General features: G+C 52.6%; 16 protein-coding genes. 12 read left to right on the top strand and 4 right to left on the bottom strand.

Annotated features, from left to right (window positions below):
- Position 1 precedes the first annotated feature (1 nt).
- From WFN87_RS00210 to WFN87_RS00195, 4 genes are all read left to right on the top strand, one after another.
- Positions 2-847 carry an ABC transporter permease gene (locus tag WFN87_RS00210; RefSeq protein WP_336983377.1) on the top strand — a complete coding sequence of 282 codons (846 nt, stop codon included), beginning with the start codon at positions 2-4 and terminating at the stop codon, positions 845-847.
- Entirely contained in the window at positions 840-1,817 is a 978-nt protein-coding gene (locus WFN87_RS00205) for an ABC transporter ATP-binding protein (protein ID WP_336983376.1), read from the top strand. The genes WFN87_RS00210 and WFN87_RS00205 overlap by 8 nt, the downstream gene beginning before the upstream one ends.
- On the top strand, positions 1,810-2,784 hold the full coding sequence (locus tag WFN87_RS00200) for an ABC transporter ATP-binding protein (RefSeq protein WP_336983375.1): 975 nt from the start codon (positions 1,810-1,812) through the stop codon (positions 2,782-2,784). The genes WFN87_RS00205 and WFN87_RS00200 overlap by 8 nt, the downstream gene beginning before the upstream one ends.
- A 110-nt stretch (positions 2,785-2,894) precedes the next feature.
- Positions 2,895-3,146, top strand: a complete 252-nt coding sequence (locus WFN87_RS00195) for a DUF2766 family protein (RefSeq protein WP_008453864.1) — start codon at positions 2,895-2,897, stop codon at positions 3,144-3,146.
- 70 nt (positions 3,147-3,216) lie between these two features.
- Here WFN87_RS00195 and WFN87_RS00190 read toward each other — a convergent pair whose 3' ends face one another.
- The 3 genes from WFN87_RS00190 to uspC form a co-directional block, all read right to left on the bottom strand.
- On the bottom strand, positions 3,217-3,720 hold the full coding sequence (locus WFN87_RS00190; RefSeq protein WP_008453865.1) for a non-heme ferritin-like protein: 504 nt from the start codon (positions 3,718-3,720) through the stop codon (positions 3,217-3,219).
- A 359-nt stretch (positions 3,721-4,079) separates the two neighbouring features.
- Complete coding sequence (locus tag WFN87_RS00185; protein WP_336983374.1) at positions 4,080-4,295, bottom strand: hypothetical protein; 216 nt, start codon at positions 4,293-4,295, stop codon at positions 4,080-4,082.
- A gap of 241 nt (positions 4,296-4,536) precedes the next feature.
- Positions 4,537-4,956: a universal stress protein UspC gene (gene uspC, locus WFN87_RS00180; protein WP_008453866.1), complete on the bottom strand. Its 420-nt coding sequence runs from the start codon at positions 4,954-4,956 to the stop codon at positions 4,537-4,539.
- A gap of 937 nt (positions 4,957-5,893) precedes the next feature.
- On the opposite strand from uspC, the gene flhD reads away from it, so the two are divergent.
- The 6 genes from flhD (at position 5,894) to cheW (ending at position 11,320) form a co-directional block, all read left to right on the top strand.
- Entirely contained in the window at positions 5,894-6,244 is a 351-nt protein-coding gene (gene flhD / locus WFN87_RS00175) for a flagellar transcriptional regulator FlhD (protein WP_336983373.1), read from the top strand.
- 3 nt (positions 6,245-6,247) lie between these two features.
- A complete protein-coding gene (flhC, locus tag WFN87_RS00170) occupies positions 6,248-6,826 on the top strand; it encodes a flagellar transcriptional regulator FlhC (protein WP_039294634.1) in 579 nt (192 codons plus the stop codon).
- 125 nt (positions 6,827-6,951) lie between these two features.
- Positions 6,952-7,842, top strand: coding sequence for a flagellar motor stator protein MotA (gene motA / locus WFN87_RS00165; RefSeq protein WP_336983372.1), 891 nt, complete (start codon positions 6,952-6,954; stop codon positions 7,840-7,842).
- The gene (motB, locus tag WFN87_RS00160) at positions 7,839-8,768 is read left to right on the top strand and encodes a flagellar motor protein MotB (RefSeq protein ID WP_008453876.1); all 930 of its coding nucleotides are present in this window, start codon (positions 7,839-7,841) and stop codon (positions 8,766-8,768) included. The genes motA and motB overlap by 4 nt, the downstream gene beginning before the upstream one ends.
- Positions 8,769-8,778: 10 nt before the next feature.
- Positions 8,779-10,797 carry a chemotaxis protein CheA gene (cheA, locus tag WFN87_RS00155; RefSeq protein ID WP_336983406.1) on the top strand — a complete coding sequence of 673 codons (2,019 nt, stop codon included), beginning with the start codon at positions 8,779-8,781 and terminating at the stop codon, positions 10,795-10,797.
- A 28-nt stretch (positions 10,798-10,825) separates the two neighbouring features.
- Positions 10,826-11,320 (top strand): chemotaxis protein CheW, encoded by a 495-nt coding sequence (gene cheW, locus WFN87_RS00150; RefSeq protein ID WP_008453882.1) that lies wholly within the window; start codon positions 10,826-10,828, stop codon positions 11,318-11,320.
- Between the two features lie 210 nt (positions 11,321-11,530).
- Here cheW and WFN87_RS00145 read toward each other — a convergent pair whose 3' ends face one another.
- Positions 11,531-12,796: a dicarboxylate/amino acid:cation symporter gene (locus tag WFN87_RS00145; RefSeq protein WP_008453884.1), complete on the bottom strand. Its 1,266-nt coding sequence runs from the start codon at positions 12,794-12,796 to the stop codon at positions 11,531-11,533.
- A 656-nt stretch (positions 12,797-13,452) separates the two neighbouring features.
- Between WFN87_RS00145 and WFN87_RS00140 the strand changes: the two genes are divergently transcribed.
- Both WFN87_RS00140 and WFN87_RS00135 read left to right on the top strand, forming a co-directional pair.
- The gene (locus WFN87_RS00140; RefSeq protein ID WP_008453886.1) at positions 13,453-13,983 is read left to right on the top strand and encodes a Csu type fimbrial protein; all 531 of its coding nucleotides are present in this window, start codon (positions 13,453-13,455) and stop codon (positions 13,981-13,983) included.
- A gap of 14 nt (positions 13,984-13,997) precedes the next feature.
- Complete coding sequence (locus WFN87_RS00135) at positions 13,998-14,717, top strand: fimbrial biogenesis chaperone (RefSeq protein WP_008453888.1); 720 nt, start codon at positions 13,998-14,000, stop codon at positions 14,715-14,717.
- Positions 14,718-14,740: the final 23 nt, after the last annotated feature.

Raw genomic sequence — 14,740 nt, 5'->3', positions numbered from 1 at the left:
CATGAGCAGAAGATGGAATCAGGTTAAACAGGGCCTGAAACGCAGCCGCCCCGCGCAGCTTTCTCTGGCGGTACTGGTGATTTTTGCGCTGGCTTCATTATCGGCTTTTTTAAGTCCGTGGGACCCTAATCAAATGTCGCTTCAGGGAAGGATGCTGCCGCCGGATGTCAGCCACTGGTTTGGCACGGATGAATATGGCCGGGACTACTTCACCCGCGCACTTTATGGCGGGCAAATCTCCCTGATGGTCGGGTTTTTAGCCATGCTGTTTTCCACGCTGATGGGCACGCTGGTGGGCACCGTCAGCGGCTACTTTGGCGGCAAAATTGATAACTTGCTGATGAGACTGGTGGACATTTTAATGGCGATCCCGGCTTTTTTCCTGCTGCTGGTGCTCAATGCTTACCTGAAGCCCGGCATCGCTAACATCATTCTGATTATCAGCGCGCTGACCTGGATGAATATGTCGCGACTGGTGCGGGCAGAAACGTTGACGCTGAAAGAACGGGAATACGTGATTTATGCCCGAGCCTCCGGGGAGCATCCGTTGAGGATTATCGCCCGGCACATTATTCCGAATATTTTGCCGACGATTATTGTGGCAGCCACTTTGAATATCGCCTCGGCGATTTTAATGGAGTCAACATTGAGTTTTCTTGGTCTCGGCGTGCAGCAGCCGGATGCCTCCTGGGGCAGCATGCTGAATAACGCTCAGTCCTACATCGGCGAAGCCTCCTGGCTTGCCATGTTCCCGGGAGTGCTGATCCTGCTGACGGTGCTGAGTTTTAACGTGCTCGGCGATGTGTTCCGTACCGCTTTCGAGCCGGGGGCAAATCGCGATGCGTAATTTGCTGGAAATTGAAAACCTGAAAACCTCTTTCTTTACCCGAGAGGGTGAAGTACAGGCGGTACGCGGCGTCACCTTCAGCGTGCAGCGGGGGGAAGTGGTGGGTATTGTGGGCGAGTCCGGCTGCGGCAAAAGCGTTACCTGTAAATCGGTGATCAATTTGCTGGGCAGCCATGGCAAGGTGGTGGGAGGCCATATCCGTTTTCAGGGAGAAGACCTGGCGCGTAAAACGGCGGAGCAAATGCGCCACCTGCGCGGCAGCGAAATCGCGATGATTTTCCAGGATCCGATGACGGCGTTAAATCCGGTGCTGAGCATCGGGCGACAAATGAGCGAGATCCTTATTCGCCACCAGAGTTTGAGTAAGAAGGCAGCGAAAGAGAAGGCCATAGCGATGCTAGGGCAGGTGGGCATCAGCCAGCCGGAAAAACGCTATGACCAGTATCCACACGAGTTTAGCGGCGGAATGCGCCAGCGGGTGATGATCGCGATCGCGCTGTCGTGCCATCCGTCATTGCTGATTGCCGACGAGCCGACGACCGCGCTGGACGTGACCATTCAGGCGCAAATTCTGCGCCTGCTGAAACACCTTCAGCAGCAGACGGACACCGCTATCTTACTGATCACTCACGACCTGGGCGTGGTGGCGCAAGTCTGTTCCCGGGTGGTGGTGATGTACGGCGGGCTGGTGATGGAGCAGGGCAGCGTTGAGGCGATTTTTTATCGGCCCGCCCATCCCTACACGCGTGGTTTGCTGGCTTCGTTGCCTCGCCCTGACGGCAGCGAAGCGCGCTTGTCCCCGATTGAGGGTAGCCCGCCGGGTCTGCTCAATCCGCCGCCCGGCTGTCCTTTCGCCGCTCGTTGCCCGCAGCGCATGGCCATTTGCGACACGGCAGTACCCAAACACACGCTCGCCGACGGCCATGAAGTCAACTGCTGGCTGTGGAAAAAAGAGGCCGCTCATGCCTGACATCACTCCTTTGATTCGCGTGCGTAATCTGCACAAACATTTCACCGCTAATCGGGGCTGGTTCGGGCCGGGGACCACGGTAAAAGCCGTGGATGGCGTGAGCTTCGATGTTTTTCCGGGGGAAACTTATGGCCTGGTGGGGGAGTCCGGCTGCGGGAAGTCGACGCTAGGGCGAAGCTTATTGCGGCTGTTCGAGGTGACCGACGGCGAAATTGAGTTCGACGGGCAAAATATTGCGGCGCTTAACGAACGTCAGCTAAAGCCTATCCGCCGCCGGATGCAGGCCGTTTTCCAGGATCCCTATTCGTCGCTAAACCCCGGCATGACGGTGGCGCAGCTGATCGCTGAGCCAATGCGTATTCACGGTTATGATGCGGCACGGCGGAAAGCCCGCACTCTGGAGCTGCTCGGGCAGGTGGGATTAAATCAGGAGCACCTGGACCGCTTTCCCCATGAGTTCAGCGGCGGCCAGCGGCAGCGAATCAGCATTGCCCGGGCGCTGGCGGTGAATCCCGAATTTATTCTTTGCGATGAGCCGCTGTCGGCCCTCGATGTCTCTGTGCAGGCACAGGTGGTGAATATTTTGCAGGATCTGCAGCAGACATTTGGGCTGACGTATTTGTTTATCGCCCACGATTTGTCTATGGTTCGCCACATTTCTGACCGCATTGGGGTGATGTATCTTGGTTCTCTGGTGGAGGAGGCGCCTGCGGAAACGCTGTATGGCCAGCCCGCTCATCCCTACACTCGCGCGCTGCTCGCGTCTATTCCCATTGCCGACCCGCATGTTCAGATGCTGGAACAGGGTGGACTAAAAGGCGAAATCGGCGGTGATACAGGGGAAAGCGTTGGCTGCAAGTTTGCCAGCCGCTGCCCGCGAGCAATGGGCCAATGTCACCAGCAACCTCCCCGAATGCAGGAGATCTCGCCGGGTCACCGCGTGGCCTGCTGGCAGTTCGAAAAATGAGTCGGGAGGGGCATTTTTGCGCCCGCTTCACCGCTCTTCCAGCGAATGGGCTGTTGCCTCGTGCAGAGGCGCGCAGGTAGACTGTCGCGCAAATAAAACAGGAGATTAAAATGGCCGAACAACTCTCTGCCGATCAGGAACTGGTTTCCGACGTCGTGGCGTGCCAGTTAGTGATTAAACAAATTCTCGACGTGATTGATGTGATTGCGCCCGTTGAAGTCCGCGACAAGATGGCGGAACAGCTGAAAACCATCGATTTTACTACCCATCCTGCGGCCGTTGATCCGGTCACGCGCCGGGCGATTCAAAAAGCCATCGCACTGATTGAGCTGAAATTTACGCAGCAAAAAGAAGCGCACTGAAGTTTTTATCCGCTGCCAGAAAGCAAAAGCACCGCCCAGTTGCGGTGCTTTTTATCTGAGTCGGGGCTGCTCAGTGATAGTCTCGTTCGACAAAACTGAGTACGCGCCTGTCGGTCTGGCTCATGCACAGGCCTGCCTTGTTGGCATCCCGCACCTCTTCGAGAATCGTTTTCAGCCGCTCTCCCTCCCGATCCTGTTCTAAGCCTAGCGCCATTAAAAAACTGACGACTCTACCGGCATTGACGGCTTTAGCTTCTTCCTTAAGCGCGGTCAGCGTTTCATGCCGGAGATGGTAATCATCCAGCGTTTGTTGAAAAAGCTCTTCCAGCGTCAGGCAGTGGCAGTCAGGCGGGGACATAGTGCCGACGCTGGGCATACCGCCGGACTGCTTCATAAAATTGAAGACCCGCATCATGTGGGTCACATTGTTTTGTGCCTGGCTACGTAAAAAATTCGCACTTCCCGTCAGGCTGTGTTTGGCGCACCAGGCGCTCAGGTGCAGACACAGATGGGAGGCATAGAATTCACGATTAATTTGCGCATTAAGTTTCTGGATCATGCTGGCAGTGGGCATATAAATATCCTTATTTCATGAGCACTTTTATGAAGAGGTGAAATAAACATACGCCGCTATCACGGATGAGAAAAGTCCTAATTCAGGCTATTTTTATTTTTTTTGATTTTCTTTAAGATAAAAAGATCATGAAGTTATCCATCTTTTGATTTTTCGTAACATACTGTATTTCATATAAAATATATTTATCGGTTTTTTCTTTTTATCCCTGTTTTGCTTTATATCAGAAATGAGGTTTGTTCAGTCCGTGAATTGTTTTTAATGTGTATCATTTTTGATTTTTGGGGTGGTTTTAATGTTGTCTGTTTGTATGTGTTGAGGTCATGTTTGCGGTTTCTGTCCCCTGGGTGGGAATGTTGTCATCTGGGTTTAAAACAAAATTTGCGCTCGCAGAGTTCGAGAGGCGTTCTGTGAGCCAGGCCGCTGTTGTGCAAGAAAAACACTTCGGTATAAAAAATAATCAAATCCAGGAGGGGAAATGCAGCAGGATCCGCTGATACGGCTAATGAATTGATTTTTTTACCTGACGCCGCCAAAGATGGCGCTGTTGGCAATAATGTACGGTTAACAGCCATCTGCATCCTTCCGTTGAGGCATCTCCAGCCAGAAACCACGCAGCCGCAGATCCGGCGCAATCCAAAAATCCTGCCGCGCGCATGAGCGTCTTCCTTGTTAATGAAGGCAGTCGCTAAAATGCAGGATAAAAAGTTAATTTTTCAGAAAAAAGCGTGATTAGTCGCTATGGAATAATCAAAACGGTGGTTGAGTTGAGGCCGAAAAAGCGGAGCTGGCTCCGCTTTCTGTCGGGGGAGGCGATTAAAGCGGGACCAGCAGTACATCAACCTGGCTTGACGCCACCACGGCCTTGGCTGAGCACATAACCTTGCCAAAGAAACTCTGATTGTGATTACCGCAAAGCACCAAATCAACGTCCTGTTTTTCACAAATATCCAGAATGTGCTCGCTTAGTTCCCCTGTGGAAATAATTACCTTTTCAACAGGATATTGCGCTTTCTCTTTCAGCTCAGCGAGAAAAAGATGGGTTTCTTCCAGCATCAGATCGCGGAGGTTTTCCAGCATTGGGGCGGCAAGCTGGTTATACAGTTCGGGATCGGACGCGAGCGTGACCAGCGTAATTTTGCCGTTGACGGGTTTGACGATGGAGACGGCCTTTTGCACCAGACGATGGCTTTCAGGCGTGATAGCAACGGCAACCAGCACATGACGATAGCTCATATAACCCCTCCACATTTAGTGTGAATTGTTAACATTTTCTTACACCACTTGTGACTCAGGCGCAACGCGTACAGGGGTACGAAATGTGAAGCCACTCATAGAAATTGTTTAGTTATTCTTATGAAACGAATTTGCAACATTGTTTCGTAGACGAAATGTGAAAATTTTCCATCAGACGAACGGATTAATTTGAGAACCTGGATCGAGTGATAACTTTCGGTAGCTGACGCTTTTGAAATCATAACGCTCGATTAAAATGCCGTTATAATTTCACTTAAGTCTATGAATAACAGCAGATTACTCTTAACGGCTTTCATAAAGTGTGATCGCTCAGGCATTCCTGGCCGCCAGTATCAGATAAAAAGCAATGACAACTCATGGAGTTGTGATCTTTCAGTGTCACTATTCGTCTGCCGGCTTCGGTAAAATTCTTAATCAGATGAAAAAGTAAGCAAATGAAAAGCGATTCTGATGCTTTTCACTCCGAAGGATGATGTATTTATGTGATCTGCGTCACATAAATTCCAAAATCGCAGGTGGCCGCATTGTATGTGCCAGGGGCTGCGAGTAGAGTTTGCCCGAATTAGGAAAAATCTTAGTTTTTTGTAATAAAATGATGAACGACAACAGGCGTTCGGGCTCTGTCAGGGAAATGGCTTCTACGTGGGATGCGGAGGGGCTGAGTCAGGGCTGAAGATTTATCCGTGCATTTTGGCCGTAACGATTGTTTTAATTTAACCGGGGCAACCCGGCGACATCGCGGGGTGCGGTAACAACCCCCTAATAGTTCAGAAAACAGTAATGGCGCGACAGATGCGCTTCGGCTTCTTACAACCGTAAGTTTCTGGAGAATTTACTCGCGCTGACACGTTACTGTCATCCGACATATTTAGGCTGGGCCGCATACAATAATAGTTGGTTATTCGGGATGGAAAAAATGCATACTTCCGAGTTGCTAAAACATATTTACGACATCAATTTGTCGTACTTATTGCTTGCACAGCGTCTTATTAGTCAGGACAAAGCTTCGGCTATGTTTCGCTTAGGTATCGCTGAAGATATGGCAAATACGTTAGGGGAACTCACGTTGCCCCAGATGGTGAAATTGGCAGAAACTAACCAATTAGTTTGTCAGTTCCGTTTTAGCGAAAGTCAGGCAATTACTCGCTTAACACAAGACTCCCGTATGGATGATTTACAGCAAATTCATACCGGTATTTTGTTATCGACCCGTTTATTGAGTGAGGTGTCGTCGCCTGCCGAGGCACCTAAGAAAAAAAGGGCATAACAAATGAGCGAGAAAAGTATTGTCCAGGAAGCTCGCGACATTCAGCTCGCTATGGAGCTGATAACACTGGGTGCCCGATTGCAAATGCTGGAAAGCGAAACGCAGTTGAGCCGTGGTCGCCTGATCAAACTCTACAAAGAACTCCGTGGAAGTCCTCCTCCAAAAGGGATGCTGCCTTTCTCTACTGATTGGTTTATGACCTGGGAGCAAAATATTCATGCTTCCATGTTCTGTAATGCCTGGCAGTTTTTACTTCGTAGTGGGCTCTGCACCGGCGTTGATGCGGTGATTAAGGCCTATCGGCTCTACCTTGAACAATGTCCTTCCCAGTCAGACGGCCCGCTATTGGCGCTGACTCGCGCCTGGACGCTGGTGCGTTTTGTTGAGAGCGGCATGCTCCAGCTGAGCCAGTGCAACTGCTGTGGGGGCAATTTTATTACCCACGCACATCAGCCGGTCGGCAGCTTTGCCTGCAGTCTGTGCCAGCCGCCATCGAGGGCGGTAAAAAGACGTAAACTTTCCCAGAATGCTGCCGATATTATTCCACAACTGCTGGATGACCAGGTGGAACAGGCTGTGTAACAGATTCTGTGTTTGCGTATTCCAGCAGCGGTGAGTGATTACCGCTGCTTTTTTTATGCCCAAACACGACGCTGCACCTGCCTCCTGGGCATCCTCGCTACACTCAACGGCGTAAGGATGATCTCGTGCTGATTTTAATAGGTTACCTGGTTGTTTTAGGGACAGTGTTCGGCGGTTACATGTTGACCGGCGGCCACCTTGGCGCACTTTATCAACCTGCTGAATTTGTGATCATTGGTGGGGCGGGTATTGGGGCGTTCATTGTAGGGAATAACGGCAAGGCGATTAAGGGCACCTTAAAAGCGCTGCCGCTGCTCTTACGACGCTCAAAATATACCAAAAGCATGTATATGGATTTGATGGCATTGCTTTATCGTCTGATGGCTAAGTCGCGTCAGCAGGGTATGTTTTCACTCGAAAGAGACATCGAAAACCCTAAAGAAAGCGAAATCTTTGCCAGCTATCCGCGTATTTTAGCGGACACCATGATGCTTGATTTTATTGTCGATTATTTGCGTTTAATCATCAGCGGAAATATGAATACATTCGAAATTGAAGCGCTGATGGATGAAGAAATCGAGACCCATGAAAGCGAAGCGGAAATACCGGCCAACAGCCTTGCGTTAATGGGGGATTCATTACCAGCCTTCGGTATCGTTGCTGCGGTAATGGGGGTTGTGCACGCTCTGGCATCCGCCGACCGTCCCGCTGCGGAATTAGGCGCATTAATTGCGCACGCTATGGTGGGTACTTTCCTCGGTATTTTACTGGCCTATGGTTTTATTTCCCCATTAGCGAGCGTGCTGCGCCAAAAAAGTGCTGAAACCACCAAAATGATGCAGTGCGTGAAGGTCACTTTACTCTCCAGCCTCAACGGTTATGCCCCGCCAATCGCGGTGGAATTTGGCCGTAAAACGCTTTACTCCAGCGAGCGCCCATCGTTCATTGAACTGGAAGAGCACGTCAGAGCGGTACGTTCCCCGAACGCGCAGCGCGCGACGGAAGAAGAAGTATGAAGAATCAGGCCCATCCCATCGTTGTCGTAAAGCGCCGCAAGCACAAGGGACACGGCGGGGCGGCCCACGGCTCCTGGAAAATTGCCTACGCGGACTTCATGACCGCGATGATGGCTTTCTTCCTGGTCATGTGGCTGATTTCCATCTCCAGCCCGAAAGAGCTGGCGCAAATTGCTGACTACTTCCGCACCCCGCTGGCGCAGGCCATTACCGGGGGCCAGCGTATCGCCGACAGCGAAAGTCCTATTCCGGGCGGGGGCGATGACGTCACCCAGCAGCAGGGCGAAGTGAAAAAACAGCCCAACATTGAAGAGCTGCGCAAGCGCATGGAAGCCAACCGCCTGAAGCGCATCAAAGGGGATCTGGACCAGCTTATTGAGTCAGACCCGAAGCTGCGTGCGCTACGCCCACACCTGCAAATCGACCTGGTTCAGGAAGGGTTGCGTATTCAGATTATCGACAGCCAGAACCGCCCGATGTTTAAAAACGGCAGTGCGGAAGTGGAGCCTTACATGCGCGACATCCTGCGCAAAATCGCCCCGGTGCTGAACGGGATTCCTAACAAGATCAGTCTGTCCGGCCATACCGATGACCTGCCTTATGCCAACGGCGAGCGCGGCTACAGCAACTGGGAGCTTTCCGCCGACCGCGCGAATGCTTCCCGCCGTGAGCTGGTCGCCGGCGGCCTCGACGACGGCAAAGTGCTGCGCGTCATCGGGATGTCCTCGCAGATGAGCCTCTCCAAACGTGGAGGCGGGGACGCCATTAACCGTCGCATCAGTTTGCTGGTGCTTAATAAACAGACCGAAGACGCCATCATGCATGAGAACTCCGAGAGCGAGAACCAGCCTCTCAGCGTTCTGCAGCAGGATCCTACGGCGGCTCCGGCGAATAACACAGTTGCGCCACAACCAGGCACGAGGTGATAGCGTGAGCATGGATATTAGCGATTTTTACCAGACATTTTTTGACGAAGCCGACGAGCTGTTGGCCGATATGGAGCAGCATCTCCTGGATTTGGTGCCTGAGGCGCCGGATTCTGAACAGTTGAACGCTATTTTCCGTGCGGCCCACTCCATCAAGGGCGGGGCCGGTACGTTTGGCTTCTCCATCCTGCAGGAAACGACCCACCTGATGGAGAACCTGCTCGACGAAGCGCGGCGCGGTGAGATGCAGCTCAACATCGATATCATCAACCTGTTTTTGGAAACCAAGGATATTATGCAGGAACAGCTGGACGCCTATAAAAATTCTGAAGAGCCGGATGCCGCAAGCTTCGACTACATCTGCAAAGCGCTGCGTCAGCTGGCCCTGGAAGCCAAAGGCGAGGCACCATCGGCGCCGGCCAAACTCTCCGTGGTAGAAACCGAACAGCCTGAGTCCGCGCCTGCCGACAACGGCGGCAGGCTGCGCGTGGTGATTGACGGCCTGAAAGAAGCTGAACGTGACCTGATGCTCGAAGAGCTGGGGAACCTGGGCACCCTGAGCGAGGTGGTCAAAGACGCTGCTTCCGTAACGGCCACGCTGGAAACCAGCGTCAGTGAAGACGATATTACGGCCGTACTTTGCTTCGTGATTGAGCCTGAGCAAATCAGCTTTGTGCCGGTTACCGCAGCCAGCGCGCCAGCGGTGGCAGAAACCACTTCGGTGGCGGTGCCTGAGGCACCTGCTCAAACGGCTGTCGCCGTGCAAAAAGCGGGCCTGCCTGAGCCGCTGACCCCTGCGACAGGGCGCGTTGAGCGCGATAAACCTGCCGCTCGCGCATCTGAATCGACCAGTATCCGCGTGGCGGTAGAGAAAGTTGACCAACTGATTAACCTGGTTGGCGAACTGGTGATCACCCAGTCCATGCTGGCCCAGCGTTCCAACGAGCTCGACCCGGTCAACCACGGGGATTTGATCACCAGCATGGGGCAGCTGCAGCGTAACGCGCGCGACCTCCAGGAATCGGTGATGTCTATCCGCATGATGCCGATGGAATACGTCTTCAGCCGCTTCCCGCGTCTGGTCCGCGATCTGGCCGGGAAGCTTAACAAGCAGGTGGAACTGACGCTGATGGGCAGCTCCACCGAGCTGGATAAGAGCCTCATTGAACGCATTATCGACCCGCTAACGCACCTGGTACGCAACAGCCTTGATCACGGTATCGAGTCGCCGGAAAAACGCCGGGCGGCAGGGAAGTCCGAAGTCGGGAACCTGATCCTGTCTGCGGAACATCAGGGCGGCAATATCTGTATCGAAGTGACCGACGACGGGGCAGGGCTCAACCGCGAGCGTATTCTGGCGAAGGCGATTTCCCAGGGGATGCCGGTCAGTGAAAGCATGACCGACGACGAAGTCGGGATGCTGATCTTCGCGCCGGGCTTCTCCACCGCCGAGCAAGTCACCGACGTGTCTGGCCGTGGCGTGGGCATGGACGTGGTGAAACGTAACATCCAGGAGATGGGCGGCCACGTCGAAATCCAGTCGAAAGCCGGAGCAGGGACGACCATTCGCATTCTGCTGCCGCTGACGCTCGCTATCCTCGATGGCATGTCGGTTAAAGTGAGCGACGAAGTCTTTATCCTGCCGCTGAACGCGGTGATGGAATCCCTGCAGCCGCAGGAAGAAGATCTTCACCCGCTGGCGGGCGGCGAACGCGTGCTGGAAGTGCGTGGGGAATATCTGCCGCTGGTTGAGCTGTGGAAAGTCTTTGACGTTCAGGGCGCAAAAACCGAAGCCACGCAGGGCATCGTTGTGATCCTGCAAAGTGCCGGACGCCGCTACGCACTGCTGGTCGACCAGCTGATTGGCCAGCATCAGGTGGTGGTGAAAAACCTGGAAAGCAACTACCGCAAGGTGCCGGGTATTTCTGCAGCCACCATTTTGGGTGACGGCAGCGTGGCGCTGATCGTCGATGTTTCTGCGCTGCAGGGGCTAAACCGTGAACAACGTCTGGCGCTAACCGTCGCCTGATTAACCGCTTAAAAGAATAGGTACGCAAATGACTGCACTAACGAATGTGACAAAACTGACCGGGGAAAACGTAGGCCAGGAGTTTCTGGTGTTCACCCTCGGCGCTGAAGAGTACGGCATTGATATCCTGAAGGTGCAGGAGATCCGCGGTTACGATCAGGTGACGCGCATCGCGAACACGCCTGCTTTTATTAAAGGCGTCACCAACCTGCGCGGCGTGATCGTGCCGATTATCGACCTGCGCCTGAAGTTCGAACAGGATGGCGTGGAATATAACGACAATACCGTGGTTATCGTGCTGAACCTGGAAAAACGCGTGGTCGGGATTGTGGTTGACGGTGTGTCCGACGTGCTGTCGCTGACGGCGGATCAGATTCGTCCTGCGCCAGAGTTCGCTGTCACTCTGTCAACTGAATACCTGACGGGCCTGGGCGCGCTGGGTGAACGTATGCTGATTCTGGTGAACATTGAGAAGCTGCTGAACAGCGAAGAGATGGAGCTGCTGGATTCTGCGGTCGCTTAATCCGGTTTGCTAAAAATAAGAAGGGCTACCCTAGGGTAGCCCTTTTATTGTTTTACACAGAGGGAAAAAGCGTGGATTTTCCCTCTGTGTGGTTATCAGCCGAAAATCACACAGTGATTTTCCAGCATATTTATTGGTGGAATCTGGTATTGCTTCGTTTGCCAGACATCGCCGGCTTGCGATAAGGGCTACCCGAGGGTAGCCCTTTTTTTATGCCTTAACTTCTTCCACCGGCACGGTGCCGGTTTCTTCCAGCATGCCTTCGTTCTTGGACAGCATCGCGGTTGCCACGCCGTTGCCCAGCACGTTGATCGCCGAGCGGCCCATATCCAGGAAGTGGTCAATCCCCATCAACAGCAGGATGCCCGCTACCGGAATATTGAAGCTTGGAATTGTTGCCGCCAGCACAACCAGCGCGGAGCGCGGCACGCCGGCAATCCCTTTGGACGCCAGCATCAGCGTCAGCATCAGCACGGCAATCTCAGAGAAGGAGAGATGCACGTTATAAGCCTGGGCAATAAACATGGACGCAAAGGAGCAGTAGACCATCGACCCTACCAGGTTAAAGGAGTAACCGATCGGCAGCACAAACGAAGCGATGTTGCGGGAACAGCCAAAGCGGGTCAGTTGGTCCAGCGTTTTCGGATAGGCCGCTTCAGAGCTGCTGGTGGTAAAGGCCACCAGAACGGGATCTTTCAGCATCGCCAGCAGGCGGAACACATCGCGCTTCAGCACCATGTAACCCACGCTAATCAGCACGATGCAGGTGAGCACGATAGCCACATAGTAGCCGCCGATAAACGAAGCGTAGTTAAGCAGAATGCCCAGACCCTGGGTGGCAATCACCGAAGAGATGGCGGCGAAGATAGCCAGCGGCGCGACATACATCACGTAGCCGGTCACTTTCAGCATGATGTGGGAGACAACGTCCAGGGCGCTCACCAACGGGGCGTTAAATTTCTCGCCCAAAGACGCGCCGGCAATACCAAAGAACATCGAGAACACCACAATCTGCAGGATCTCGTTGTCCGACATCGCCCCGGCAATGCTGGTTGGGATGGTATGGGAAATAAAGGCTTTCAGCGTCATTCCGCTGACGGCCAGGCCGGTCTGCACGGCTTCGGCTGGCACTTCCAGGTTCATGCCCGCACCCGGATGCTCCAGGGTGACAATAAACAGGCCGACCAGAATAGACAGCACGGAAGAAGAGACAAACCAGACCATTGCCTTACCGCCTACGCGGCCAATGGTGGAGGTTTCGCCGAGCTTCATGATACCGACCGTCAGCGTGCTGAAGACCAACGGCGCAATCACCATCTTGATCAGGCGCAGGAAGATATCGGTAAACAGCGTGATGTTATCGGCGTAGCCTTTGATGACGTCGGCGGCGGCGTATTCGTGGATGGCCGCACCGGTGAAGATCCCCGCTATCATGAACAAAATGATGAATAGCGTGAGTTTGTTTGAACTTGCCACTGACTTAGTAACCCCGTAGTTGACTGTAGTTAATGTGTGTTTTTTTGTAACTTACTGACCCTTATATAATTATTGTTTCCGGGCCGTAAATGCGCGGAGCATAAATTGAATCAAACTGCGCCGATATACAACTCTTTTTTATAAATTCTGTTAATTGTTAATTAAGCAGCACTTAATCATTATTTGTGATGACTGTCACAAAATGACGGATATATTCTTTTCGCTATGCAGTGATGTAAGGTGTTTTGCATTTAACGCATTGTTTTTATTGACAATAATATGTCAATTGTCCTTCTGAATGAATTTTTTGACGTGGTCTGGTTATTTCCCATTCTCTAAACTAAATTTCAACTAAGTGATGGCGTAACGTACTGATTTTTTTCTTACCGACAGGCCCATAAAGGTTGCGGCCAGAAACCGTTTTGCTTGCTTGATAAATGAACGATTGGGGTTATTTGTGGGCAAAATGATTTTTTATGCAGCATGCACAATATCTGATGGGCAGCCATTTGGCTTCATGACGAATTATATAAAAGACAAGTTATGGCGTCCGCCTTCTTTATTAAAGCGGAATATAGACTAGCGTTAAATCATCCCGTGCCGCTTCGTTGTGTATTCACGAAGTATGATTGAGTCATTTGAATGAGGGTAAGGATATGAATTCAGCCACTGCAGCACGCTTAATTCTCTCTTGTACTGCGTTTGCGGTTATTCCATCGGCTAATGCGGCGGTGGCAAACGGTACATTTCAGGTCCTCATTACGATTACAAAGTCCTGTACAGTAACGGCGGGGGCAGCCTCGAATATTAACCTCGGGTCGGTTGCCGCCAGCGCAGTAAACACCTCGCAAAGTAATACATTCACCGTGAACTGCTCCAAGGCAACGCCCTATTTTATCGGGCTTGCGCCTTCTGCAGCCAACGGTGGCACCACCACCGGTTCGGGAGCCATGTCGTCCGTGCTTAACTTCGCCACCAACACCGACAAAGTCCCTTATCAGCTGAACCAAACCTCGGCCACCGGACCAGTTTGGGGTAACACCGCCACCACAACGACGGTGGGTAACGGCGTGGCGGGCCTGGGCACCGGGCTGGCTATCTCGTATACGGTTTATGCCACTGCGGCGAGTGCCAACTACACGCCAGACAGCTATGCGGATACTGTGACCGTCAACGTTAACTACTGATTTCAGGGCAACGGATGAAAATGAAATTAGGCGGACGCCCGGCCTGCGCATGCCTGTTGCTGGCGCTGGCCGTGGGACAAAATGCGCTAGCCGGTGGCCTGCAGATATCGCCGGTTAACCTGACGTTGAGCGCCGCACAAAATGCGGACGGTATCTGGTTAAGTAATGAAGGGACTGCGCCGCTCAACGCGCAGGTACGGGTTTTCAACTGGCAGCAAAGCGGCAATGCCGACAGGCTGTCAACCTCTCAGGGGCTGGTCATTAGCCCTCCTATCGTGACGCTGCCCGCCGGGGAGCGCCAGCTTGTCCGCGTGATCCGCACGACGCCTGCCACCAATCAGGTGGAACAGGCCTATCGCTTGTTTATTGATGAGTTGCCGCCTGCCAAAGTGCAGAAAAATACTATTCAGTATGTTATGCGCTATTCCGTCCCGGTGTTTTTGCAGCCTGTGGGGCAGGCTGAAAACACCGCAAAACTGAAATGGGCATTGGTGCAAACCGATGGCAAAACATTTGTCGACGTGAGTAATCAGGGAAACAGCCACGCCCAGCTTTCTGCCATGACATTTATTCAGGCTAATGGCGCGCGAAAAACGATTACGCCAGGTCTGTTAGGTTATGTTCTTCCCGGTTCAACTATGCGGTGGATAATATCTTCGTCTGCCAGTGATGCTTATCACAGTGGAAAGGTTGAAGTCACTATCAATGGTCAAAAAACAGAACAAAATCTATGACTGGCCATATTCTTTGGTAAATA

This window comes from Cedecea sp. AS113 (genome assembly GCF_037152415.1).
Classification (GTDB): Bacteria; Pseudomonadota; Gammaproteobacteria; order Enterobacterales; family Enterobacteriaceae; genus Cedecea.
The sequence above is the reverse complement of the archived record's forward strand: the minus strand, read 5'-3'. Positions and strand labels throughout refer to the sequence as shown.

What these genes read in the sequence shown, in the direction of transcription:
- uspC (WP_008453866.1), bottom strand. Translation starts at nt 4,956, where the DNA reads ATGAGCTATCGTCATGTGCTGGTTGCCGTTGCTATCACGCCTGAAAGC.
- WFN87_RS00200 (WP_336983375.1), top strand. Translation starts at nt 1,810, where the DNA reads ATGCCTGACATCACTCCTTTGATTCGCGTGCGTAATCTGCACAAACAT.
- WFN87_RS00210 (WP_336983377.1), top strand. Translation starts at nt 2, where the DNA reads ATGAGCAGAAGATGGAATCAGGTTAAACAGGGCCTGAAACGCAGCCGC.
- flhD (WP_336983373.1), top strand. Translation starts at nt 5,894, where the DNA reads ATGCATACTTCCGAGTTGCTAAAACATATTTACGACATCAATTTGTCG.
- cheA (WP_336983406.1), top strand. Translation starts at nt 8,779, where the DNA reads ATGGATATTAGCGATTTTTACCAGACATTTTTTGACGAAGCCGACGAG.
- WFN87_RS00190 (WP_008453865.1), bottom strand. Translation starts at nt 3,720, where the DNA reads ATGCCCACTGCCAGCATGATCCAGAAACTTAATGCGCAAATTAATCGT.
- WFN87_RS00140 (WP_008453886.1), top strand. Translation starts at nt 13,453, where the DNA reads ATGAATTCAGCCACTGCAGCACGCTTAATTCTCTCTTGTACTGCGTTT.
- WFN87_RS00195 (WP_008453864.1), top strand. Translation starts at nt 2,895, where the DNA reads ATGGCCGAACAACTCTCTGCCGATCAGGAACTGGTTTCCGACGTCGTG.
- flhC (WP_039294634.1), top strand. Translation starts at nt 6,248, where the DNA reads ATGAGCGAGAAAAGTATTGTCCAGGAAGCTCGCGACATTCAGCTCGCT.
- WFN87_RS00205 (WP_336983376.1), top strand. Translation starts at nt 840, where the DNA reads ATGCGTAATTTGCTGGAAATTGAAAACCTGAAAACCTCTTTCTTTACC.
- WFN87_RS00135 (WP_008453888.1), top strand. Translation starts at nt 13,998, where the DNA reads ATGAAAATGAAATTAGGCGGACGCCCGGCCTGCGCATGCCTGTTGCTG.
- cheW (WP_008453882.1), top strand. Translation starts at nt 10,826, where the DNA reads ATGACTGCACTAACGAATGTGACAAAACTGACCGGGGAAAACGTAGGC.
- motB (WP_008453876.1), top strand. Translation starts at nt 7,839, where the DNA reads ATGAAGAATCAGGCCCATCCCATCGTTGTCGTAAAGCGCCGCAAGCAC.
- WFN87_RS00185 (WP_336983374.1), bottom strand. Translation starts at nt 4,295, where the DNA reads ATGGCTGTTAACCGTACATTATTGCCAACAGCGCCATCTTTGGCGGCG.